The organism is Paenibacillus sp. KACC 21273 (assembly GCF_028736095.1).
Taxonomy (GTDB): Bacteria; Bacillota; Bacilli; order Paenibacillales; family Paenibacillaceae; genus Saccharibacillus; species Saccharibacillus kyungheensis.
In genome coordinates this window covers 919,536-944,704 of the sequence record NZ_CP117876.1, presented here as the reverse complement: position 1 = coordinate 944,704, position 25,169 = coordinate 919,536, and the positions used below count along the sequence as shown (strand labels likewise).

Annotated in this window: 23 protein-coding genes; 6 read left to right on the top strand and 17 right to left on the bottom strand. The window is 40.4% G+C overall.

Annotated features, from left to right (window positions below; all coding sequences use genetic code 11):
• Positions 1-132: 132 nt before the first annotated feature.
• The 8 genes from PQ460_RS04305 to kduI all read right to left on the bottom strand — a co-directional run bounded on the left by PQ460_RS04305 (position 133) and on the right by kduI (position 6,362).
• Entirely contained in the window at positions 133-276 is a 144-nt protein-coding gene (locus tag PQ460_RS04305; protein WP_274171872.1) for a hypothetical protein, read from the bottom strand.
• Positions 277-451: 175 nt separating this feature from the next.
• Positions 452-685, bottom strand: coding sequence for a glutaredoxin family protein (locus PQ460_RS04300; protein WP_069325635.1), 234 nt, complete (start codon positions 683-685; stop codon positions 452-454).
• 106 nt (positions 686-791) lie between these two features.
• Positions 792-1,736 (bottom strand): thioredoxin-disulfide reductase, encoded by a 945-nt coding sequence (gene trxB, locus PQ460_RS04295; RefSeq protein ID WP_273613600.1) that lies wholly within the window; start codon positions 1,734-1,736, stop codon positions 792-794.
• A gap of 268 nt (positions 1,737-2,004) precedes the next feature.
• Positions 2,005-2,835, bottom strand: a complete 831-nt coding sequence (locus PQ460_RS04290; RefSeq protein WP_273613601.1) for an SDR family NAD(P)-dependent oxidoreductase — start codon at positions 2,833-2,835, stop codon at positions 2,005-2,007.
• A 201-nt stretch (positions 2,836-3,036) separates the two neighbouring features.
• Positions 3,037-3,885 carry a sugar phosphate isomerase/epimerase family protein gene (locus PQ460_RS04285; protein WP_337994007.1) on the bottom strand — a complete coding sequence of 283 codons (849 nt, stop codon included), beginning with the start codon at positions 3,883-3,885 and terminating at the stop codon, positions 3,037-3,039.
• 70 nt (positions 3,886-3,955) lie between these two features.
• Positions 3,956-4,708 (bottom strand): 2-dehydro-3-deoxy-D-gluconate 5-dehydrogenase KduD, encoded by a 753-nt coding sequence (gene kduD, locus PQ460_RS04280; protein WP_274171871.1) that lies wholly within the window; start codon positions 4,706-4,708, stop codon positions 3,956-3,958.
• A gap of 17 nt (positions 4,709-4,725) precedes the next feature.
• Positions 4,726-5,487: a DeoR/GlpR family DNA-binding transcription regulator gene (locus PQ460_RS04275; RefSeq protein ID WP_274171870.1), complete on the bottom strand. Its 762-nt coding sequence runs from the start codon at positions 5,485-5,487 to the stop codon at positions 4,726-4,728.
• 44 nt (positions 5,488-5,531) lie between these two features.
• On the bottom strand, positions 5,532-6,362 hold the full coding sequence (gene kduI, locus PQ460_RS04270) for a 5-dehydro-4-deoxy-D-glucuronate isomerase (RefSeq protein ID WP_273613604.1): 831 nt from the start codon (positions 6,360-6,362) through the stop codon (positions 5,532-5,534).
• Positions 6,363-6,625: 263 nt separating this feature from the next.
• On the opposite strand from kduI, the gene PQ460_RS04265 reads away from it, so the two are divergent.
• The 6 genes from PQ460_RS04265 to galU all read left to right on the top strand — a co-directional run bounded on the left by PQ460_RS04265 (position 6,626) and on the right by galU (position 13,526).
• Positions 6,626-7,297, top strand: coding sequence for a response regulator transcription factor (locus tag PQ460_RS04265; protein ID WP_273613605.1), 672 nt, complete (start codon positions 6,626-6,628; stop codon positions 7,295-7,297).
• 2 nt (positions 7,298-7,299) lie between these two features.
• Entirely contained in the window at positions 7,300-8,823 is a 1,524-nt protein-coding gene (locus PQ460_RS04260; RefSeq protein WP_274171869.1) for a sensor histidine kinase, read from the top strand.
• A gap of 244 nt (positions 8,824-9,067) precedes the next feature.
• Entirely contained in the window at positions 9,068-11,149 is a 2,082-nt protein-coding gene (locus tag PQ460_RS04255; protein WP_274171868.1) for an ArnT family glycosyltransferase, read from the top strand.
• A 48-nt stretch (positions 11,150-11,197) separates the two neighbouring features.
• On the top strand, positions 11,198-12,202 hold the full coding sequence (locus tag PQ460_RS04250; RefSeq protein ID WP_273613608.1) for a glycosyltransferase family 2 protein: 1,005 nt from the start codon (positions 11,198-11,200) through the stop codon (positions 12,200-12,202).
• A complete protein-coding gene (locus PQ460_RS04245; protein WP_274171867.1) occupies positions 12,189-12,566 on the top strand; it encodes a GtrA family protein in 378 nt (125 codons plus the stop codon). Before PQ460_RS04250 ends, PQ460_RS04245 begins: the two co-directional genes overlap by 14 nt.
• 66 nt (positions 12,567-12,632) lie before the next feature.
• Positions 12,633-13,526: a UTP--glucose-1-phosphate uridylyltransferase GalU gene (galU, locus tag PQ460_RS04240; protein ID WP_274171866.1), complete on the top strand. Its 894-nt coding sequence runs from the start codon at positions 12,633-12,635 to the stop codon at positions 13,524-13,526.
• Between the two features lie 368 nt (positions 13,527-13,894).
• Here the strand turns inward: galU and cyoD are convergent, their stop codons facing one another.
• The 9 genes from cyoD to PQ460_RS04195 all read right to left on the bottom strand — a co-directional run bounded on the left by cyoD (position 13,895) and on the right by PQ460_RS04195 (position 25,093).
• Positions 13,895-14,236 carry a cytochrome o ubiquinol oxidase subunit IV gene (cyoD, locus tag PQ460_RS04235; protein ID WP_069325649.1) on the bottom strand — a complete coding sequence of 114 codons (342 nt, stop codon included), beginning with the start codon at positions 14,234-14,236 and terminating at the stop codon, positions 13,895-13,897.
• 1 nt (position 14,237) lies between these two features.
• The gene (gene cyoC, locus PQ460_RS04230; RefSeq protein ID WP_273613611.1) at positions 14,238-14,858 is read right to left on the bottom strand and encodes a cytochrome o ubiquinol oxidase subunit III; all 621 of its coding nucleotides are present in this window, start codon (positions 14,856-14,858) and stop codon (positions 14,238-14,240) included.
• The gene (locus PQ460_RS04225; RefSeq protein ID WP_273613612.1) at positions 14,858-16,834 is read right to left on the bottom strand and encodes a cbb3-type cytochrome c oxidase subunit I; all 1,977 of its coding nucleotides are present in this window, start codon (positions 16,832-16,834) and stop codon (positions 14,858-14,860) included. Before PQ460_RS04225 ends, cyoC begins: the two co-directional genes overlap by 1 nt.
• A gap of 68 nt (positions 16,835-16,902) precedes the next feature.
• On the bottom strand, positions 16,903-17,934 hold the full coding sequence (gene qoxA, locus PQ460_RS04220) for a cytochrome aa3 quinol oxidase subunit II (RefSeq protein ID WP_273613613.1): 1,032 nt from the start codon (positions 17,932-17,934) through the stop codon (positions 16,903-16,905).
• Positions 17,935-18,220: 286 nt separating this feature from the next.
• On the bottom strand, positions 18,221-18,490 hold the full coding sequence (locus PQ460_RS04215) for a hypothetical protein (protein WP_273613614.1): 270 nt from the start codon (positions 18,488-18,490) through the stop codon (positions 18,221-18,223).
• 363 nt (positions 18,491-18,853) lie between these two features.
• Positions 18,854-21,271, bottom strand: a complete 2,418-nt coding sequence (locus tag PQ460_RS04210) for a glycoside hydrolase family 95 protein (RefSeq protein ID WP_274171865.1) — start codon at positions 21,269-21,271, stop codon at positions 18,854-18,856.
• Between the two features lie 116 nt (positions 21,272-21,387).
• Positions 21,388-23,079, bottom strand: coding sequence for an ABC transporter substrate-binding protein (locus tag PQ460_RS04205; RefSeq protein WP_274171864.1), 1,692 nt, complete (start codon positions 23,077-23,079; stop codon positions 21,388-21,390).
• Positions 23,080-23,178: 99 nt separating this feature from the next.
• Positions 23,179-24,081 (bottom strand): carbohydrate ABC transporter permease, encoded by a 903-nt coding sequence (locus PQ460_RS04200; RefSeq protein ID WP_273613617.1) that lies wholly within the window; start codon positions 24,079-24,081, stop codon positions 23,179-23,181.
• 31 nt (positions 24,082-24,112) lie between these two features.
• A complete protein-coding gene (locus tag PQ460_RS04195) occupies positions 24,113-25,093 on the bottom strand; it encodes an ABC transporter permease (protein WP_273613618.1) in 981 nt (326 codons plus the stop codon).
• Positions 25,094-25,169: the final 76 nt, after the last annotated feature.

The window sequence follows — 25,169 nt, the reverse complement described above, 5'->3', positions numbered from 1 at the left end:
TGCCTTATTTTAGTGGAAAATCTATTGCTCTTTCGGTCTATAATTTCGTTATGTGTTATGCAATACGAACGAATGTGAAACGGAGAGAGCTACCATGAACCTGTTGGGAACTGCCGACATTTCGCTGCCTTTTTACGTAATGTTGTTTTTATTTTCTTTTATCATCGTTCCATTAGTAAGCCTGAGTGTGTTTAACTTCTCACAAGCGAGGCGCAAAAAGGGCGTATCCTTTTTGATCGCAGGTTTTGGATTTTTTATGATTTTTCGTGCTGTCACCCAGTTGTTATTTTAGATACGATATCATCTGTTAGTATGCTCCACATTATCTTTTTGATACAAATGTACTTTATTTGCACAACGTACATGCTTTTCTTTATTCTTATACGATTATCTAATCAACAAAAAAAACGGCAACCCATCATCCGGGCTACCGTTTATTTTTTTGCTTATTTTACGCTTCTGCTAGTGCTTTGTTAAATTGAGTCATATTCATACCCATAATTTTGTACTCACCGATCAATGTAACTGGAACAGCACGTACACCCATGTTCCAAGCTTCTTCTGCATATTTTTCTTCTAATTCGATATTACGCTCTTCGAATTCGATGCCTTTGTCATTCAAAAAACTTTTCACCTGTTTGCAATGCGGGCAGTTAGTACTTGTATAAACGATAGCTTTTTCCATAATAATGTAACACTCCTTTTATCAAATTAGATTATGTAGATAGCAGAACGTGAACCTATTCTGCTACCTGTAGATATTATATATGTTAGATCTGTATAAAATACAATTAACCCATAACGACTTCTTGATGTTCCAACGCTTCGATAAATTTCTCACAATCCATCGCTGCCATACAGCCACTACCTGCTGCTGTAATCGCTTGACGGTAACGAGTATCTTGCACATCGCCACAAGCGAATACGCCCGGAATATTAGTCTCTGACGTACCTGGGTTAGATACGATATAACCATTCGCATCCGTTGTGAGTTGATTGTTCAAGAATCCTGTATTGGGATGATGACCAATCGCTACGAATACGCCATGTGCAGGAATGATTTCTTCTTGCCCTGTATTGTTGTTCATTACTTTAAGTCCTGTTACACCGCTATCGCCAGCAACCACTTCAAGTGGATTTTGGTTCAAAGCCCATTCGATTTTTTCATTGGAACGAGCACGATCTTGCATGATTTTGGAAGCACGCAATTCTTCGCGACGGTGAACCAGTGTTACTTTAGAAGCAAAACGAGTTAAAAAGCTAGCTTCTTCCAATGCAGAGTCTCCACCACCGACAACCACGATTTCTTTACCGCGGAAAAAGAATCCATCGCAGGTTGCGCAAGTACTTACGCCGCGTCCGATATTATCTTGTTCGTTAGGGATACCTAGATATTTAGCTGTAGCCCCTGTAGAAATAATCAATGTTTCGGTAACCAATTCGCCCATACCTTCTACTTGCAATTTGAACGGACGATCTCCAAGATCTACACTGTTTACCCAACCTGTACGGAATTCTGCACCAAAGCGCTCTGCTTGTTTGCGCATATTGTCCATCAATTCCGGTCCCATAATACCATCAGGGAAGCCCGGGAAATTTTCAACTTCTGTCGTGGTAGTCAATTGACCACCTGGTTGTGGGCCTTCAATAATCAATGGGCTTAGATTCGCACGAGCAAGGTAGATCGCAGCAGTTAGTCCCGCAGGACCTGTTCCAACAATAATTGATTTGTACATATTGCATTCCTCCATATTTAAGATGAGCATGATAATCACACCCAACTGAATGTGTATAGTAATATAAATGTGAAGAGCTAATAGATAATAGTTAAAATTAATTGCATACAATTTATAATCATTCTAAACTATTACCAATTATGAGGAAAAGGAGGACTATAGTCAAATGAAGTTTTCATGAAGGGATCACTTGGCATACAAATAAAACCTGCTTTCTTCTATAACAGAAGTCCGCAGGTTTGAAGTCTATATCATATAGGATGATCACTTAATCTTTGTCTAAATGATCGTAAATAACGCCCCAGCCATAACCTGCTTCTGGAGAAGTATCTTCTGGCATACCCGGCAAAATCAATCCGCCATCTACACGTAAATTGATTCCTGTAATATAAGAAGCATCATCAGAAGATAACCATGCAACTGCTTTGCCGATATCCGCAGGTGTACCCATACGACCTAAAGGAATCTTACGTCCTAGTGGTTGCTTGATAGCATCGTACTCTAATCGATTTACAGTCGCACCCGGGCCTACACAATTCACCCGTATACCGTAAGGAGCAAATTCCAGTGCAAATGAAGCCGCTGAGCGTATCAATGCAGCTTTCATGCCACCATAGATGCTGTCGGTAGGATAAGCACGTTCTGCGCGGGAAGATGTGATAAAAATAATATTTCCAGCAATTTCTTGATCAATCATCGCTTGGGCTGCATATTTGGAAGCTAGAATAGGTGCGCGATAATTAAGATGGATCGAATGATCTAAATCTCCCATTTCCAGATCCAATAAGGCTGTACCGTTGCCTCCACCTGCATTATTAACAAGCAAGTCGATCCTTCCGAAATGTTCTAACGTCTGCTTGATTACCGATTCTGGCTGATCAGGTTGCGTAAGGTCTGTCTGAATAGCAAACGGCTGTGCTCCATAAATATGTGATAATTCTTGAGTCACATTGTCAATATCATCCGATTCTGAATGATATGTAAGCGCAATACGATATCCTTTATGAGCAAGTACTTTGGCGATTCCTCGTCCAAGCCCTATGCCAGCTCCAGTAATCAAAGCTACTTTACGATTTCGATGATGTAGTAAATTATTCATCGTACCCTCCTTCTTCTTATCCCTATCTGCTTCTTCATACATCTGTTAAGAAGAATTAAACATGAACTTAAAGTATGAAGCTTATTGATAACGATAGCAATGATTTAATATTTTGCCACATTCTACAAAAAAAAAGAATAGCCTTACGATCAAGGCTATTCTTCAAAAGGAGAATATCGAAAAATAATAATAGCTACACCATTAAGCCTGTACGTCTTGCCAGATCTTGCGCATATATAATGATGCTTGTGGAAGGTCTTCTAAAGGTACACCCTCTAGCGAAATATCGATATGAGGTTTGTACTCCTGAAGCAAACGGAAAAATAACGGATAATCCAATATACCTGTACCTGCTGTACGATAAGGCTTACTGCCATCCGGTGCAAATGTAAAATCTTTCGCATGGATCAACAACATCCGATGAGCTAACTGTTCAAATGTATCCCGTAAAAAAGCTTCTTGATGATCTACATGTTCCGTTTTCATCATATTACAAGGATCAAACAGCATACCTATCGCTGTCGTAGGAATATCCTCGATTAACTGTAACATCCGCTCGGTAGAATGAAGCGTATGATCAGCAACCGGTTCGATGGCCATATGTACGCCCCATTTATCAGCTTCTTCAGCTAATTCAGATATTGTTTCTTCCAAAATACGCCAACCCACTTCTGCATACCGTTCCGGCTCTGATGCTTGATAGGTCGTATACCCGCCTGTTTCGGTAGCGACCATACTACACCCGAAGTCACGCGCATATCGTAAATGTTCTTTGAACCGTTCGATGCCATGACGACGTTCACTGAGATCAGGATGAATAGGATCAATATAACAACCCAGTACAGCAATGCGTACATTCTGACGATCAAATTGTTCTGCAATATGATTAGCAAGTCCGGGACTTAATCGACCATTTGATGTATCTATATCCGAGATCGCTTTGGCAAGCGCTAACTGAACAGAAGTGAATCCACCAGCAGACACTTTAGCAGCAAGTTCTGCAAGTGGCAATTGTCCATAAATATGTGCAAGTACGCCTTGTTTCATCATCACACTGCCTTTCTGTTATAGATTCTGTGCTACACATTCATGCTAATCGATACAATCTATCCAAATCGAATTAGCGTGCCATCCATCCGCCATCTACACAGATGACATGTCCATTCAAGTAGTCGGAAGCTTTGGAAGCTAAAAAGACGACAGGTCCTTGCATATCCTCAGCTGTTCCCCAGCGCCCTGCTGGAATACGATCGGTAATCGCATCAAAACGAGCAGGATCAGCTACAATCGGTGCTGTATTATCTGTCAGCATATAACCTGGAGCAATCGCATTGATCTGAATCCCTTTGCTTGCCCATTCATTCGCAAGTGCTTTGGTAATTCCTGCAACCCCATGCTTACTGGCTGTATAACCCGGTACATTGATACCACCTTGATAAGACAACATCGAAGCCACACTAATAATTTTACCGCTTCCTTGTTCGATCATATGACGACCGACCAATTGTGACAGATAAAACACTGTTTCTAAATTAATATCAATTACATCGGCAAAGTCTTTCCATGGATGATCCACTGCTGGAGCACGACGGATAATACCTGCATTGTTGACCAGAATATCAATTTTACCTTTAAATGCTAATGCTTGATGTACTACATCTTCTAATCGGTCATGCTTGCTCAGATCAGCTTCGATATCAATCGCTTCACGTCCTAATGCTTTTACTTTATCGACTGTATCTTGACTGCTTGAATAAGAGACCGAGATAATATCTGCTCCTGCTTGAGCAAGCCCTAATGCCATCCCCTGTCCCAGACCACCGCTTGATCCTGTAACCAAAGCTACTTTGCCGGTCAAATCAAAACTGTTCATCAATATATTCATCCTTTCTACTGTGTAGCGATATCCAATGGAAGATTGGATTGTTTAAAATGTTCTATCTGTTCAGTAGACAATCCACTATCAGTAATAATCATATCGAGCTGTTGGCAGGCAGCAAATGTCCATAATGCAAATTGTCCGAACTTTTGATGATCGACTACTCCATAGACTTGTTGCGCTGTTTCAACCAGTGCCTTTTTGAAAGGAACCAGATCACCTGTATAGATCGATAATCCAAATTCAGGATGGAGCGCTGTCGAAGATACAAATGCTTTGTGAATATTGAGACTGCGTACATACTCTACCGCTTGCGAGCTAATCAACATATTACGTGTTCGTTCCCCGCCAGGAACGACCAGACGTACTTGTTCACGCTTAGCAAGTTCACTCAAAATAAACAGGTCATTGGTAACTACAGTTAATGGCACATTAGGCAGTCGCTTGGCGATCTCCAGCGTAGTACTGCCTCCATCGAGTGCAATAATATCATTAGGCTGTATATAATGAAGCGCCCGCTCGGCGATTTCTACTTTTTCAGACATATGCTTGGTATTGGTTCCTTGACCGGATAAAATGCCATATTGATCATTTTGTGCCAGTACAGCTCCGCCATGTACACGAGTTAACAATCCCATGTCTTCTAACTTGGCTAAATCTTCACGAATCGTTTTGCCTGTAACATTCATCATCTCGCTCAATTGACTGACTGTTACTTCTTGATGAGATATTAATATTTCCATAATGCGTTCATGACGCTTTAATGCACTCATAATTCCCCCGTCCCTTCCAGTATGATGCCGGAATGGTTTTGGGTTTATTTTAAATCTTTCATAGCTACTGCGTCCATATCATCGAACGTTTGATTTTCGCCAGCCATTGCCCAACAGAATGTATAATTGCTTGTACCTACGCCACTATGGATCGACCAGCTTGGAGAAATCGCTACCTGTCCATCACGTACAACAAGGTGTTTGGTATTTTGCGGTTCGCCCATAAAGTGGAATACTGTCGCATTTTCATCCAGATTGAAATACAGATAGACTTCAGAACGACGGTTATGAGTATGACAAGGCATTGTATTCCACATATTACCTGGAGCCAGTTCTGTTATTCCCATCACTAACTGACAGCTTTTAATACCGCCTTGATGAATATATTTGTAAATTGTACGCTCATTTGATGTTTTGATATCACCTAGATGACTTGGTGTTGCATCTTCTTGGGTTGCTTTTACGGTTGGATATTGATGGTGTGCTGGTGTGGATACAAAGTAGAACTTAGCAGGCTCACTGCCACTACCTGAAAACGTCACTTCTTTGGTGCCCAATCCGATATACAGACATTCTTTGGCAGCTACTTCATATTCCTGACCATCTGCGGTAACTTTACCGGGAGCTCCAATATTAATAATTCCAATCTCACGACGCTCAAGGAAAAAGTCTGTTCCGATATCTTTAAGATTTACTTCTAATTTAATCTCTTTTGAAGCAGGAACAGCCGAGCCTACAATATAGCGATCTACATGACTGTATACGGTTACAAGTTCATCGGTTTGAAATAAAGATTCGATCAAAAATTCCTCACGTAGACGATCAGTATCAAAAGATTTCACATCATTCGGGTGAGACACATAACGGTTTTCCATTATTATTCATCCTCTCAATAAGTGTAATTTGGATTACTAATGTTCATATAAGTTCATTTTAGTTCATATTGTTCGTTTTGGGAAGTGATTAATCACACTTTTTGGATTTTTTTGCAAATTCGTTGATAGGCGTGTTGCTGGGTTGATGTTATGATCTACATAATGTCAGACTATCTCGTTCATGTATTCTTCATATTGATCTGATATGATAATGCAAGCACTGGGTACGATTAATCTGATTACTTGTAAAGGAGCGTTACGATATGGTACGTATTTTGATAGCTGATGATGATCCTTCCATTTTGGAATTAATTCATATGTATTTGAGTCGTGAAGGATATAGTGTGCATACGGCACGAGATGGTAAAGAAGCATTCGATATGCTTGGAAATGGTAAATGGGATCTGATTATTCTGGATGTGATGATGCCTCATATGGACGGATGGCAACTAACGCAAGATATTCGCCGTTATTATGGAGATGTACCGATTCTTCTAGTGACTGCCAAAGGTGAATCTGAAGACAAAATCAAAGGATTCCGCTTAGGTACAGATGATTATTTAGCGAAGCCTTTTGTAGCTGAAGAAATGGTTATGCGCGTCAAAGCTTTATTGCGACGCTATCGCATTTTTTCAGGCGAATCTCTTTCGATTGGTAATGTCAGACTGGATGCTTCAACCAAAGAAGCAGATACAAATGGTAGTCTGCAAGCTTTGCCTGCCAAAGAATTTGATCTGTTATATACTCTTGCTGGATTCCCGGGACAGATTTTTACACGCGATCAATTGATCGAAAAAATCTGGGGGCATGATTATGATGGTGATGAGCGTACAGTCGATGTGCATATTAAGCGTCTACGCGATCGTTTTACAGAAGAAAATGGATTTACGATTCAGACAATTCGGGGCATCGGTTACCGGATTGAGGTGAAATAAGGTTGAAAAATATTTATAGTCAGCTGGTACTTACGTTTATTGCAGTTGTAGTAGCCAGCTTTGTCATTACTTTACTGATGTCTGATTGGGTATTTCAACGACAACAGGTTAACTTTGTAGAAGATCGTATTTTGGCAGATGCCAAGTCTATGGCTGAGATTCAATCTTCTATTCCCAAAAATATGATTCAGAAATATCTAGATAGTCAGGGCGGACAGATGCAGATTGTAGTGATCGGCGCAGATGGTACGACGTATCGTTCTATTGGTGAAGGACCGGGAGGGCCTCCGGGACTTTCCCCTCCACCTGTACCTCCGACACCGCCTGCTTCTACAACAAGTACCTCAACAGATACAAAAAATAAAGCAAAACCAACACCTCCTGATCCTTTGAATCAATGGAATATTCCAGAGACAGTGAAAGAAGAAGTATTAAATGGACAGGTCTATCACCCTACAGCTATACCGACTACCAATAACACTGTCCCTAGTTTTGATTTTTCATTTTTTAATTCAAAAGATAAAAAAGAACCTCGTTATGTCGGTGTACCGTTTGAGCGTAATGGTCAAAAATATGCTCTTTTTGCTCGTCCTGCACCCGGTCATTTTGTGAATCAATTTAATAGTTGGATGTTTTTAGTCTTATCGGTCATGTTAGTGATTGGGGTTGTACTGTTTTTATTTGCGGCTCGCTTAATTGCCAAGCCGATTGCCAAATTATCAGAAGCGACCCGACGTGTAGCCAAAGGCGATTATCAAGTTCGTGTGAATCTACGACGTAACGATGAGATTGGTGAATTAAGCCGTAACTTTAATCGAATGATTGGCGAATTATCTAAGATCGAAGCGATGCGTCAAGAATTTGTATCCAATGTATCGCATGAGATTCAGACTCCTCTGACTTCTATTCGTGGATTTGCAGGAGCTTTGCGAGATAGTGCTTCTCCTGAGCAGGTCAGACATTTGACGATTATTGAACAAGAAAGTGAACGATTATCCAAGCTTAGTAGCAATCTGTTAAAACTAGCTTCACTCGATGTCGTTAAGCTTCATACTGTTCCTTTCCGTCTGGATGAACAGATCCGAATGTCTGTCGCTTCTTGTGTCCCTCTTTGGATGGAAAAAAATATCGAACTTTCTGCCGATCTCGACAAAATTACATTTGACGGAGATGAAGATTTACTCAGTCAGGTATGGATTAACTTATTATCGAATGCGATCAAGTTCACTCCGGAACAAGGGAATATTTATATTACGCTTACACATGATCAGCAATGGATTATAGCGTCGGTGCAAGATACCGGTTGCGGAATAGCACCTGATCATTTAGAACATATTTTTGATCGCTTTTATAAAGTCGATACGTCACGTACATCGGTTACCGGTGGGAATGGATTAGGATTGTCGATTGTGCAGAAGATTATTGGATTGCATGGTGGACGAATAGAAGGATCTAGTGGGGATGGACAAGGAACCAAAATGACTGTTTTTTTACCGTTAACTGTTGAACAACCCAAAGGTTCTTAACTTTTTTAAATAAGAGCTAGATGTTGACCCATTTTACAATATCAATATATTCTTTTCAGGTTCTATTCAGCTTGTATCAATAAGCGAGAAATTCCTTGTATGTTAAGGGTTTCTCGCTTTTTTATATGTATTTATAGCAATCTTTAACCGCCTTTAAGGCAACGTTCATTTTTTGTTCATAAACCCTTGTTATATTTTTTACATAAAGTTATACGACGTGATCAACAAAGGAGGATATATACAAGTGAAAGAATCCCGCATTCGAAGGATAGATCCGATTTTAGCTATACTGGCGCTTATCGCCGCGGGTCTTTCGCTATATAACATTAATCAATCAGGCGACCTGAACAGTTACTATACCGCTGCTATTACAAGCATGGTGCAGAGCTGGCATAATTTCTTTTTCAATGCTTATGATCCTGGTGGTTTTATTACGATTGATAAGCCACCAGTCGCTTTCTGGCTTCAAGCGATCAGCGCCAAACTATTTGGAATCCATAGTTGGAGTCTAGCATTACCATCTGCACTTGGATTAGCTGGCTCCGTTATTTTACTGTATCTCATAATTAAGCCTCACTTTGGAATCACTGCTGCACGTATCGCCGGGCTGATTATGGCGTTAACGCCAATCGCTGTAGCTGTTAGTCGCACGAATAATGCAGATAGCACACTAGTTTTCTTTTTAATGCTAGCGACTTATCTATTGTTCAAAAGTGTACGCAGTGGCAAACTACTTACCCTTTGTATCGCATTCGGACTAGTTGGAGTAGGATTTAATACCAAAATGCTACAAGCATTTATGGTACTCCCTGCGTTCTACCTTCTTTACTGGTTAGCTCGTAAAGGACAATGGAAACAAAAAATACTTCATTTGTTAACTGCTAGTGTATTGATGGGAATGATTTCTCTATCATGGGCAGTCATTGTTGACCTTACACCTGCGGATCAACGTCCCTTTGTAGGAAGTAGTGGAACATCCAACTCTGTATTAGAACTTGCGCTTGGCTACAATGGAATCAGTCGTCTTACAGGTGATTCTAGTGGTAGTGGCGGCAGTGGTGGAATGGGTACCATGCCATCCGGTACACCTGATGGTCGTAGCAATAATAGTGCAACATCAAGCTCTATCCGCTCAAGTAGCACACCAACAACAGCTAACACTTCAACAGATACATCCAATGCAAAAACATCGACAATATCGGATCAGCCTGCAACTACAGTTAGTGCAGATCATTCTACCGCTTCTGTTCAGAATACTAACGGAAATGCTCCACCACAAGGCGGATTTGGTGGGGGTAATGATGGCGGACGATCTGGCAGTGGTGCAATGGGTGGTTCTGGCGGTGGTAGTAATGACGCTGGTGATGCTGGATGGCTCCGATTATTCAGCACAGCCAATGCAGGGCAAATCGCATGGTTCCTTCCTTTAGCCTTATTAAGTGCTCTGATATTATGGTTGCAACGTAGGGAACAACGACATATCGTTCTGTTCTGGGTAGCATGGCTTGCACCGATGATTATCTTTTTCAGTATTGCAGGGCATATTCATCGTTATTACTTTATTATGATGGCTCCTGCGATTGCCGCTCTCACAGGTGCAGCGTTCGCTTATTTATGGCAAAATATACACAAGCGCTGGTTGACGATATTTATGCTCATAGGGATCGCAACTGGATTATATATTACAATTTCGTTAGATCAAATGATTCTTGGTATTGTAGCAGCTCTGATCGGACTGGTGTCTATAGGGATTGCCCTTCGTTCACGTCAATCGATGAACAGAATCTCACTCACTCTTGCTCTTGTCGCTTTACTTGTTGCACCTGCCTACTGGTCGATAACACCAGCAATCTATGGAGGCAATTCTACACAACCTTCTGCCGGACCGGAATTAGCAACCTCTAGCGGACGCAGTAACAGCTCTACTATTGATTCTGGTTTGATCACTTATTTGCAACAACATAACACTGGTGAGAAATATCTGGTAGCCACTACTTCTTCACAGACAGCTACACCGATTATTTTAGCTACTGGATCTCCTGTAATAGCATGGGGCGGATTCAAAGGCTCTGATACTGCACTGACAACGACTCAACTCGAAGCGCTAGTCACCAATGGCGAACTTAAATATGTGATTCTTGGTGGCGGTATGGGTAGTGGGAGCTCAGATTTGACATCATGGGTACAAGCGCATGGCACTGAAATTGCACAAAGTGAATGGAGTGCTAACTCTACTACATCAACCGATACGACTTCTCAACGTTCTCAACGCGGTGGCGGTGGCAGAAGTTCTCAACTGACTTTATATGAATTAAATCAATCGTAACTCCACTGTTGTGATGACATAAAGATGTATTTATAAGGAGGAAAAGCTATGCGATATTCAATCGTTGTACCTGTATATAATGAGGAAGCTGTTGTAATGGAATGTTACCGTCGCCTGACTGAAGTGATGCAACAAACGAATGAACCTTATGAATTAATTTTTGTAAACGATGGAAGTCGTGATCAAACGGCTTCTATTGTGAATCAGCTTTGTGCCCAAGATACATCTGTGAAATGGATCGACTTTTCCCGTAACTTTGGTCATCAGATTGCGATTACTGCGGGTATGGATCATGCTCAAGGTGAAGCGATCGTTGTTATTGATGCTGATCTTCAAGATCCACCAGAATTGATTTTGCAAATGATCGAAAAATGGAAAGAAGGCTACGATGTCGTCTATGCTACCCGGGCAGAACGTAAAGGTGAAACAGGCTTTAAAAAATGGTCTGCTTCGATGTTCTATCGCACACTGAACAAATTAAGTGATATTGATATCCCGATGGATACAGGTGATTTTCGCTTAATCGATCGCAAAGTATGTGAAGCGATGAAAACATTAAAAGAAAATAATCGATTTGTTCGTGGTCTGGTGAGCTGGGTAGGCTTCCGCCAGACATCTATCAGTTATGTACGTGAAGAACGCTTTGCAGGTGAAACCAAATATCCTCTTAAAAAAATGATCCGGTTTGCATCAGATGCACTGGTCGCTTTTTCGCTCAAGCCTTTAAAATTAGCTAGTATTCTAGGTAGTGTGGTATCGTTATTCAGTTTCTTTTATCTGATCTTTGTACTGGCTCAGAAGTTACTACATTTTTCAACCACACCAGGGTGGGCTTCTATCGTAGCGACGATCTTATTTTTAAATGGGATTACGTTAGTCATTCTTGGTCTTATCGGTGAATATATTGGCCGGATCTATGATGAAGTGAAGCAACGTCCTCTTTATCTGATACAGCAAACTAGAAATTTTGCTCAAGAACAACCACTTCCTGTGCATGAACAATTGCAAGAACAACGTCGTATGATGAGCGAACAACGTCATGCTGGTTTCTAAATTATTTACGAATCAAGCGATTCGATTTGCTACAGTTGGTGTCTCCAATACTGTGATCGACTTTGTTGTTTTTATGCTACTACAGAGCTTTACAGGTGTTGTAGCCGCTCAGTTTATCGGCTATGGCGCTGGAACACTGAACAGTTATCTCTGGAATCGTCGTTGGACGTTTGCACGTGGTAAAGGCTTTGACTTTTCAGAAATTATCCGTTTTTTACTGGTAAATATAACAGTTGCTATTATTACAGCTATTGCAATCAGCTTGGTTCCTGCGAGTATTCCGGTCTGGATTGCCAAAATAGCAGTAACTATTTTGGGATTAGGAATCAACTATACAGTCAGTAAATTATGGGTATTCCGTTAATCAAACGCCTGCATAACAGATATAACGTACCTGTATGATAACAATATAGATTCAGGAGGAATTCCGATGAAAGTTCGTAAAGCGATTATACCTGCTGCTGGGCTTGGCACACGTCTGTTGCCTGCTACCAAAGCACAACCAAAAGAAATGTTACCTATCGTTGATAAACCAGCGATTCAATATATTATTGAAGAAGCCGTTGCTAGTGGGATCGAATCTATCCTTATTGTTACCGGACGTGGCAAACGCTCGATTGAAGATCATTTTGACCATTCGATTGAACTTGAACTTGATTTAGCTTCCAAAGGGAAACATGCTTTATTAGAACAGGTGAATCGTATTTCGGAACTGGCAGATATTCATTATATTCGTCAAAAGAAACCTTTAGGTCTAGGACATGCCATTTTGTGCGCCAAGCAGTTTGTTGGAAATGAACCTTTTGCGGTACTACTGGGTGATGATCTTATCGTTAATGAAGTACCCGGATTACAGCAATTATTGAATCAAAATGTATATCCTTCTACAGCGATTGTAGGTGTACAACATGTGCCTTATGAACATACAAATAAATACGGGATTGTCGCTCCATCGGTCATACCCAACACTCCTTATTCGATTATTCCTGTTAGCGATATTGTAGAAAAGCCGGCTATCGAAGATGCTCCATCTGATCTAGCAGTGATAGGACGGTACGTATTGCCTCCTGAAATCTTTGATTATTTGGAAGATACGTTACCTGGCAAAGGTGGCGAAATTCAATTAACCGATGCGATCTCACGCTTACCTCATATCGCAGCGTTAGAAATTCAAGGTAATCGTTATGATATCGGTGATCCGCTTGGTTATGTCAAAGCAACAATTGATTTTGCTCTTCAGCGTCCTGAACTTCGTGATGAAGTTCAAACGTATTTGGATCAGTTACAATATCGTGTTACTTCTTCTATCCCTCAATTAGGATAATGCTCTCAAGTAGCTATACATTATGATGATCATTTTGTATCTGCTATACATTATGTATCACATCTATAAATGAGTCTTGCTTTGCTGTTTGTCACAGCGGAACAAGACTCTTTTTGCTATACTGCTGTTGTTATCTATTACAGTATTACATCATCGACTATGATAATGCACTGTATTTGCTGTTGTGCTTTAATTAGATATTAATTAGGCTTACCTGGATTACATAATCTAATCATCCCTATCAAACGCTATAGCAAAAAAAGCTCTTTTACTTTCACCACTACAGCATAACAATCTGTAGTAGATCCAGCAAAAGAGCTTTTAAAGTCTATCTCGTATCTTGCACTTATGAGTTCTTATCTAGTGGATTAGTATCCTACGCCGTTGTAAGCCATGATCCATACAGAACCAGATACAACAACCAATACAATCGCTAGACCAAAAATCAAAGCCATTACGTTCCAACGCGGTTGGTTACCTGTACGATCGCGTACATGCATAAAGAAGAATAGCTGTACAACGAACTGCAATACCGCAGTGATCATAATGATTAGAATCGTTGCTGTTGCTTGGAACATATGGTTCATAACAACAACTAACGGAATAATCGTTAAGATAATCGAAAGGATAAAACCAATGATATAAGATTTAAGCGAGCCATGAGCATGATCTTCACCATGTGCATGTGAATCTGTTGAATGCTGCGCCATATTACATCACCCCCAACAAGTAGACGACGGATAGCAAGAAGATCCATACCGCGTCCAAAAAGTGCCAGTACAAGCTGATGACGTTAATTTTACCGCGTGTTACGTCAGTGATACCACGACGAGACAATTGGATAATCAATAACAACATCCAGACTAGACCAACCGAGACGTGAAGTCCGTGAGTTCCGACAAGTGTGAAGAATGCACTTAGGAATGCACTTGCAGAGATTCCGTGTCCTTCTCCAATCAATTTCACGAACTCCGTTACTTCAAGCCCGATAAATGCTGCACCTAGAATAAAAGTAACGATCAACCAAGAAATAAGTTGTTTTACATTTCCTTTGTTCATAGCAAGTACAGCAAGTCCGCTTGTAAAACTACTTGTTAACAAGATAAATGTCTCAGCGATAACGCCAGGCATTTCGAATATTTCTGCACCACCGGGACCACCGGCAGTGTTTTTATGAAGAACCACATATGTTGCAAATAAAGTACCGAACAAGATAACGTCGGTAATTAGGAAGATCCAGAAACCAAGAAGCTTCATTTCTTGCGGATCGTGATGCCCGTGGTCATGACTATGATCATGGTCGTGACCATGCTGTGATACAGCTTGTGCCATTAGACCGTCCCCCTTATCGATGCTTCCGTCTTCTCAATTTCTTCAACTGGAATGTAATAGTCGGTATCGTATTGGAAAGAGCGAGCAATCATACAACCTGCTACACCAATCAGACCAAGAACCGCCATCCAAGTCCACAAGAAGACAAAGCCGAATCCGGCAATAAAGAAGAATGTTGACATTATAATTGGAATTGCAGAGTTTTTCGGCATATGAATTGGAGCATATACAGGTTTTGGCGGATTTTTCGGAAGCTTACCAGCCGCACGACGCTGTTTCTCAACCCATAGCGGATCTCTACTATCCACAACTGGAACCACTGCAAAGTTATACTCTGGTGCAGGAGAAGGAATACTCCATTCCAAAGTATGAGCGTCCCAGATATCGCCAGTCGTATCGACTTCACGATTTTTGATACTATAAGCAATTTGAAGAACTTGGAACAAGAACGCTACACCCATCAAGTATGCACCCATTGTGGATACAACGTTTAATGGACCCCAGCCAGTGTCCCAATCAAATGTACTGATACGACGAGTCATACCCATTAGACCAAGCAGGTATTGAGGCATGAAACATACATAGAAACCAATGTTCCAGAACCAGAATGCCCATCTACCTAATGTTTCGTTCAGTTTGAAACCGAACATTTTTGGCCACCAGTAGTACATACCAGCGAAATAACCGAATACTACACCACCGATAAGAACTTGGTGGAAGTGAGCAATTAGGAAATAACTGTTATGATACTGGAAGTCAGCAGGAGCAACAGACAATAGAACCCCTGTCATACCACCGATAATAAAACATGGGATAAATCCGATCGTCCAGAGCATCGGCAGATCGAAGCGAATTCGACCACGATACATCGTAAACAACCAGTTAAAGATTTTAACCCCTGTAGGAATTGCAATCAGCATCGTTGATAATGCGAAGAACGCATTAACATCTGCGCCAGAACCCATCGTGAAGAAGTGATGCGCCCAGGTAAAGAACGATACGAATGCAATAATCAACATGGCGAATACCATGGATGTGTAACCAAATAGCTTTTTACGCGAGAATACGCTGACGATTTCGGAGAAAATACCGAACGCCGGTAATATAACAATGTATACCTCAGGGTGACCCCACATCCAGATCAAGTTGATATACATCATCGGGTTACCGCCACCATCGAGTGTAAAGAAGTGAGCCCCCGCAAACCTATCGATAAACAATAGTGCTAGTGTAACTGTCAAAATTGGGAAAGCGAAAATGATAATGATACATGTCGCGAATACAGACCATGTAAACATAGGCATTTTCATAAATGTCATGCCTGGTGCACGCATTTTGATAATCGTTACCAAGAAGTTAATACCCGTTGCAAGTGAACCAATACCTGAGATCTGAATACCCCAGATGTAGAAGTTCTGTCCAGGTCCTGGATTAAATTGGAGTTCTGATAGTGGTGGATAACTCAACCATCCTGCATCCGGTGAACCACCGATAACGAAAGATAAGTTAAATAGCATCGCACCCAAGAAGAACAACCAGAAACTTAATGCGTTCAAGAATGGATAAGCTACATCGCGTGCTCCTAATTGAAGAGGAACAACGATATTAAAGAGTCCGAACATAAATGGCATCGCCATAAACAGGATCATAACTACGCCATGCGTCGTAAATACCTGATTATAATGTTCAGGATGTAAAAATTCGAGATTTGGGAATGCGAGTTGAGTACGCATCATAATGGCATCCACGCCGCCACGGAACAACATCAAAATCGAAGCAAGAATATACATGATACCGATTTTTTTGTGGTCAACTGTTGTTAAATAATTACGCCACAACCAGCCCCATTTTTTGAAATAGGTGAGTCCCACAACGATAGCAATCATCGCAAGTCCGATAGATACATCTGCACCGTAAATTAGTGGGTCGCCGGTGACGAAAAAGTCAGATGCAAAATCTTTAATTTTCTCGAGCATCGGGGAGCTCCTTTCCCTGTCTTTTATGTCACACGCTACGGTACAACTAACTTCAAATAAATCTGAACTTAATTGCTAGTATTCGTGTCTGTGCTTTCTTGATCATTCATTTCCATGCCATCGTGATCGCCTGTTCCCATATCACTTTGTCCTTCTTCACTTTGTTTCTCATCAATCTGAGTAGAAGGAGTGGTATGAGTAGCACGATCTTTACCGCCTGCTAAACCGCCTGGCAAGTATTTGGTAACAAGTTGTTGGAATAGACCTTCCGGGAATGCAGAAAACGTTTGTTTGTCAGCAGTTCCAGGAACCGTTAGCGACTGGTATGTTTCCATACTCATAGGTTTAGACTCGGTTTTAACTTTGTTGACCCAAGTCTGATATTGCTCGTCAGATACAGCATTCACATCGAATCTCATTTGGGAAAAATGCTCACCACTGAAGTTAGCACCTGATCCAAAGAAAGTTCCCTGATGATCAGCTTGTAGATACAATGTCATAGCCATACCCGACATCGTATAAATTTGTCCACCAAGTTCTGGCACCCAGAAAGAGTTCATCGGAGCATCAGAAGTCAGTTCAAATCGTACAGGTGTATCTTCTGGAATCGTAATAGAGTTCACAGAAGCAATACCTTCGCCCGGGTACATAAATAACCATTTCCAGTCCATAGAAGCAACTTGGATTGTAATAGGTTCCTTCTGTGATTGAATCGCTACAGAAGGCTCTAATGCATAAGTGTAACGCACAGTTACAATACCAAGTACAGCAATAACGATGATTGGAATCCCCCACCAGATGGTTTCAAGCTTGGTGCTGTGGTTGAAATCCGGATCATATTTTGCTTTTCTACCTGGTTTGTCACGGTATCTCCACACTATAACAAAAGTGAGTATCGTTACCGGAACAATAACAATGGCAGTTAGAATCGTGGAAATCACGATTAGATCTCTTTGTCCTGCAGCAATAGGTCCTTTCGGATCGAGAACAAAGTAATTGTGGCTACCTGCATAAAGTGCCCATACCGTCAAAGCGAGTGACAGAACCGACACAATAATCATAACCCACATCATAAGACGAGAACCCGGTTTTTTGTTCATCTTAATCCCCTTTCTCACATAACGTTTAAGACGTTCATAATATTGAAACCACACATTTCTATGTTAACACTAAGTGTGCTATTTGCGTATCCATAGAAGGTGTAAATTCCACATTTTTTTGACTTGTTAACAAATCTGTCAATTTATTAACAGGTTATCGTGAATCTTTTCACATTATTTATATATTATCATATTGTGATTCCGTAAAAAAGCCCCTTTAAGAATTAATTCTTAAAGGAGCATGTATTTAATTAAAAAGGATTTATTTTATCGTAAATCTCATTTTTTAATCATCATTGATACTTTCTTTTCCTTCTTCATTACGAACTTGCATAGAACCGATCGATTTACCAATAAAGTAAATAAATACACTTCCTACTACACATCCGATACCCATCATCAATCCAGCATTGTTATCATTAAATGGTTGGATATTCAAAATAATCGTTACTACACCAACAACAAAAGCAATCCAACCTATAATTGTTAGCAAACGAGTTAATCCACGCGCATTTTTTCCGGGTGAATTTGAACGGCCTTTTGTATTTGTCGCCATAATTAAGCACTCCCCTCTTATGTTAGTATCCATTGCTACTCCAAACTAGGAGCACTTTAAAAATTACGTTTCTATTGTTATAGTCTCTATTACCACAATTTGCCCCTTTTGATTCGTTATTTAATTATATTCTTCTTATTTCTATATTATTTATTACAAATTATTGTCAAATAGTATGTATTTCATGGTCAAAAAGGCGACATTCTCTGTATAATACAGAAAATATCGCCTTAGTTCATCTCCCTATTAATATATTCATAGTTACATATTTGATAAGAATATATTTATATATAGAAGAAAAAATATTTTTCATTACTTCTCGTCAAAATATTCGTAGATTAACTGTATGATTAGACCCGAATTTTAGACCTTTGCATGTAATGTATAACTTCTCCCCGCTTCCGCAGTAAACTCCAGCACAAAATCAGTTTGTTGCTCATTAGGTTCAGTCAATGTAGAAGCTGTTAATGGATCTTCCAATTGCAGAGCAATAGAACTCACCAAGCGACAGGTTCCATGAAACTGCGATTCTACTGTCACTTCTACCAGTTGTCCTTGTTGCCAGTGCATATCTACTGTATATCCGCCACGTGCCCGTAGCCCTTTCACAAATCCTTTATTCCATACTTGTGGCAACGCAGGCAGTAGATGTAGTTCTTGTAAATGGCTTTGAAGCAACATTTCAGCAATACCTGCGGTTCCACCAAAATTACCATCAATCTGAAATGGAGGATGAGCATCAAATAGATTCGGATATGTAGAACGCGATAATAACGTAGTTACAAATTCATGTGCAGTCTCTCCATCCAACAAACGAGCATACAGATTAATAAGCCAGGCACAGCTCCATCCGGTATGTCCTCCGCCATGCTGAATACGTCGTTCTAGCGAGACACGAGCAGCTTCTACTAGCTCAGGTGTCTGATAACGATTAATCTCATGCCCGGGATACAGACCATACAAATGAGACACATGACGATGCCCTGGTTCATGCTCTTCATAATCCCGGTACCATTCTTGTAATTGACCATGACGACCAATATGAAAAGGATATAAGCGCTTATAAGTCTCTTGTAGCTCACTTGCCCAATCTTGATCGACTTCAAGCAATGTTGTGCTGGTGATACAGTGATCTAATAATTCGCGGATCAATGTCATATCCATCGTAGATGCTGCTGATGTACTACATACTTCTCCAGAAGCAGTTAAAAATTTATTTTCAGGTGAAGTCGAAGGAACAGTAACCAAATAACCTTCACGATCTTCAACCAACCAATCCAGTGCAAACCTAGCAGCTTCTTTCAAAATCGGATAAGCCGTTTCCCGTAAAAAGTCTAGATCACGATGATATTCATAATGCTCCCACAGATGCGCACATAACCAGATTCCACCGAGAGGCCAGAACGCCCAGCTTGCATCACCTTGAGTCGGAACAGCCAAGCGCCAGAGATCACTATTATGATGGGTTGTCCAACCTTTGGCTCCATAATGCACTTTCGCCGCTTCCTGACCACTTACACTCAGATCTTCTATCATACGAAATAACGGTTGATGACATTCAGAAAGCTGACACACTTCAGCAGGCCAGTAATTCATCTGTGTATTGATATTCGTGGTGTAATCACTATTCCACGGAGCTTGTACATGTTCATTCCATATCCCTTGTAGATTAGCTGGCTCACTTCCAGGTCTGGACGAGGAGATTAACAAATATCTTCCATAATGAAAATATAACGCTTCTAAATCTGGATCATGACGATGCTGTTGATATTGTTGCAGTCGCTGATCGGTTGGTAATTCTTGGTCAGTTATACTTTGATCGGATGCTAACAGATGTTGTTCATCTTCTAATTGAAGCTCTACCCGATTAAACAGACTACTATAATCTGCTAGATGTTGTTCTAACAATGACTGGTATCCGATACTTCCCGCTTGATTGAGAATAGCTACACATTCTTCTGCTAATACACGTCCACTACTTCCCGGAACTTGATCGTATCCTTCAAAATTAGTAACGACTGATAATACAATCATAATTTCATGTGCTTCTTGAATAGATAAGTGCTGATCTTCTGCTTGAATATGTCCTTGATCTACATACACTTTGACGCCTACATGAAATTGAATACCTTGCTCTGCTTGTGCATCATACGCGTAAGGTGGTTCTATCTGGCGATAGTCTTCGATACTTGGCAAGCAATAGCCAGCTAACGATAATTCATGATCTTGAGCGTACTGTTGATGTGGTTGTACACTATCTAGTCGTACACGAATATTCAGAGGTTGCTGACCATCACTACGTAACCGATAGACCATCACTTGATGCGGATGACTGACAAATACTTCTTTTTCAATACGATGTCCATCTGCTTGCCATGATGTACGGGTGAGCGCTTGATCTACCAGTAACTCACGATGATAATCTGTAATTACAGGTTCAGTCACAGGGTATTGTATATCGACCCACAGGTCGCCTACAGGTTGATAACCTTCGGTATCATGCCCTAACATGCTGGTGTTAATAATCGATTGTGCTTCTTCTAATTGGTTATCAAAAATAAGTTCTCGAACATGAGATAACTCAGCTAGACTACTAGGGTTGACTGTCTCACGTGGTTTCCCTGACCATAATGTATCTTCATTCAATTGAATACGATCCTGCTGTATACCACCGAATACCATGCCTCCTAGACGACCATTCCCTATCGGTAACGCTTCTTCCCAGAGTTGTGCAGGTTGGTTGTACCATAGTTTCCATAACGACTGCTTGTTTTGATCCATCGGTATATGACCTCCTGATTGAAATTCGTACATTTGAAATTCATACATAAAGGGGCTTCGTTAATCCGAAGCCCCTCTTTGTGCTGTATCACAGCTTTTGCAATTATCTAAGATGTTTATTTTGCAGTGACAGGCTTGCTCCACAATTCAACGGTATCTTTAATCATTTGTGTATACGATGCTTCCATTTTTTTCATTGGTTCTGTACTTAACTCAGCAACCATTTCATCGTAAATGCCATCAAATTCTTCTGGAGAAGCTAAAATCGCCTCTGGAATACGTTTACGAACAATATCTTGTCCTTTTTGGAAGTTTACTGTGTATTCTTGATCATCCGGTGCTGGTAAGTTGTACGCTGCACCCCAAGGTTTAACCGGGAACTCATCTTTTTGCGGGAATAAGTCTTTCCATGTTGTTGCACCATAAGCTTTTAATGTTTCTTTTTCGGAAGCTGTGTAACCTGCAATAATTTGTTCAGGGAAATTCGTAGTGTAATAGTTACCTGATGGATCTTTCACGCCATCACCATAATGAACACCAAATATAGTATATCCACTTACACCTGTTGTTTTAACAAAGTTCGTATTATCATTTGTTTTCATGTCTTGTACATCCGCAGGAATAACACGTTTGCCATCTTTCATATTGTACTGCTTACCTTCGATACCCCATTGATTCAAGACTTGAGCTTCATCTGAAGACATCCAATCTAAGAATTTAATAATGCGGATCGGATCTTTCGCAGAAGTAGTAATCCCTATACCGTAACCTACTGGTGCACCGATATCTTGGAATGAACGATCTTTTGTTTCTGTTGTTAATTGAACAGGATAATGTCCGTATGCACGTTCAGTCATACCTGAAGATTTTAGAGCATTTTCAGCTTGTTGGTAATCCCAATCTTGATCGATTAGACCAAGAACACGTCCACTTGCAATTTTAGAATTGTATTGGTCTGTTTTTTGTGTGAATGTCTCAGGATCTAACAAACCTTCGTTATACATATGATTTAACCAGCGGAAATATTCTTTTTCTTCCGGACGTTTGTAATGAAGTTGTGCTTCATAGGTCTCAGGGTCGATGTAGAATTCGCCATCATCCGGTGCACCTGTTGATAAGAATGCTGGGTTTGTAACTGTAATCTGAATTTTCCAATCATCTGCATTAAGAGATAATGGAATCGTTGGTTGTCCATTGATTGTCGGATTTTTTTCTTTGTACTCTTTTAATACTTTTTCGAAATCTTTAACTGTTTCGATTTTAGGATATCCTAGTTCTTTCATTACAGCATTTTGAACTTCAAAGCCGCCACCTGCGTCAAAGCTTGTTTGCCCTACGCCTGCATTGGTTGGCAATACGTAGATAGAAGGATCTTCTTTACTATATTGTAAGCGAGCCAAATCGTCTCCATATACTTTTTTGATATTAGGACCATATTTATTAATAAGATCAGTCAAATCGATCAATGCGCCAGCTTCTACTAATTTACTAATCGAACCTTTAGGAGTAATCATATCAGGATAGTCACCAGAAGCTGTCATCAAAGCAATCTTCTGTGTACCCCCACCACTTACATCATATTCAGCATTGAGCGTTACATTCGTTGCTTTGGTGATTGCTTTACCAACATCATCCTGCATATTATTCCACGTTGGATTCGCATCAGAACCAAAAAAGGAAATCGTGATCGGTGTGGACACATCAGAAGTTTCTGTTTCTACTGGATCTGAACTTCCACATGCAGTTACACTTGCTAGTGCTACCACTAACATAGGTGCCAAAGCATATCTGAATAATTTTCTCGGCATTAAAATTGCCTCCCTTTTGAATATAGATAGTCCTTCAATCATAGAACAGGGTAGAAATAAGTATATGCTAAGGTGGTGACACACCACCCGATAGCTATATTAAGCTTTCACTGCACCTAGCGTCATACCGCTGACAAAATACTTTTGCAAAAACGGATATACGATAAGAATTGGTAACGTCACGACAATCGTAATCGCCATTCGAATCGATTCTGGAGAAATACTTGCCATCTGCTTCGCCATATCGTTCGCATTCACAGCACCACTTTGCTGTGTACTTTGTTGCAATACTTTCATCAACTCATACTGTAGTGTTGTCCATTCAGGACTGCTGGCATTATACAGATACGTATCAAACCAAGAGTTCCATTGTCCAACTGCTAAGAACAAAGCGATCGTTGCAAGTACCGGCTTACATAGTGGCAAAATAACTTTCCAATAAATTGTAAAATCATTCGCTCCGTCAAGCTTCGCTGATTCTTGCAAAGCATACGGTAAGCCATCGATAAAGGAACGGATAATGAATACGTTAAATGCACTCACGATTCCTGGTAAAACATAGACCCAGAATGTTCCGATCAAGTGTAGATCTCTCATTAACAAGAACGTTGGAACCAATCCAGCAGTAACATACATCGTTAATGCTAAGAATGTTGAAATAAATTTACGAGCTTGAAAATCGACTCTACTCAATGTGAAGGCTAGCATTGAAGCACTAAGCAATCCAAGTACTGTCCCAATTACTGTTCTTAATACTGAAATCCATGCTCCAGTTAACAGTCCTTGATATTGAAAAATAGTGGCATAGTTCTCTAATGTAAATGCTCTTGGAAAAATATGAATACCGCCTCGAACTGTATCTGTCGATTGGTTAAGTGAAATCGCAAGTACGTTCAAGAAAGGATATAACGTTACTACAAGTACCATTAACATCACGATCGTATTACAAATATCAAATATTTTATCGCCTCTGGTCGCATTAAAAGCTTTGTTTGCTGCCATGGTCGCCCGCCTCCTTTTGAATACAGATTATTTACATAATGCTTTCTTTGGTTGTTTTCTTGAAAATTCCATTAGCTGTAAACAACAAGATAATACTAATCACCGAGTTGAAAATACTAATAGCCGTACCGTACGAATAACGGTTCATTTCCAATCCATATTTCAACGCGTACAAATCAAGCACTTGTGAATAATCTTGCACCAAATTGTTACCGAGCAAGAATTGCTTCTCAAAACCGATACTCACCAAATGTCCGATCGACATAATCAACAGCACGGTAATCGTGGTACGCATACCTGGAAGTGTAATATGCCACATTTGGCGAAAGCGTCCAGCACCGTCTACACGAGAAGCTTCATACTGTTCCTGGTCAATACCTGTGATCGCTGCCAGATAGATAATGGTGTTCCAACCCATCTCTTTCCAAATATCTGAAGCGGTTACAATTCCCCAGAACCATTTCCCTTGAGCCATAAATTGAATCGGCTGATCGATAATATGCATCGATACTAATAGTTCGTTGACTATACCACCATCAGTCGATAACGATTTCGTTACAATACCTGCTACAACAACCCATGATACAAAGTGAGGAAGATACGAAACGGTCTGTACCGTTCTTTTGAAAAACATGCCTTTGACTTCATTCAGCAAAATAGCAAAAATAACAGGAACAACAAATCCAAAAATCAGACCCATAAAACTCATTGCCAGCGTATTACGCAGAGCTAAGTAAAATTGTTGATCTGCGAATAAGGCTGTAAATTGATCGAATCCAACCCACTTCTGATCAAAAAACGATTTGGCTGGTTTAAAATTCTGGAATGCCATTGTCCAGCCCCACAAAGGAACATAACTAAAAATGAAAGCCCAGATTACAAACGGTAGTGACATTAGATAAAGATAGCGCTGCTGTTTAAATACTTTCCAGAAGCCACCGCCTCTTTTGATCGTTGTTTTGGATACTCGCTCTCCTTTATTAGAAGAAGCACGCTTGGTTGTTGTGTCCATAATACAGTCCACCCTCCTATAATCGATCATTCATCCCTTACGGGTTCCGCTTCTTCATCCCTATTGTCATACGACT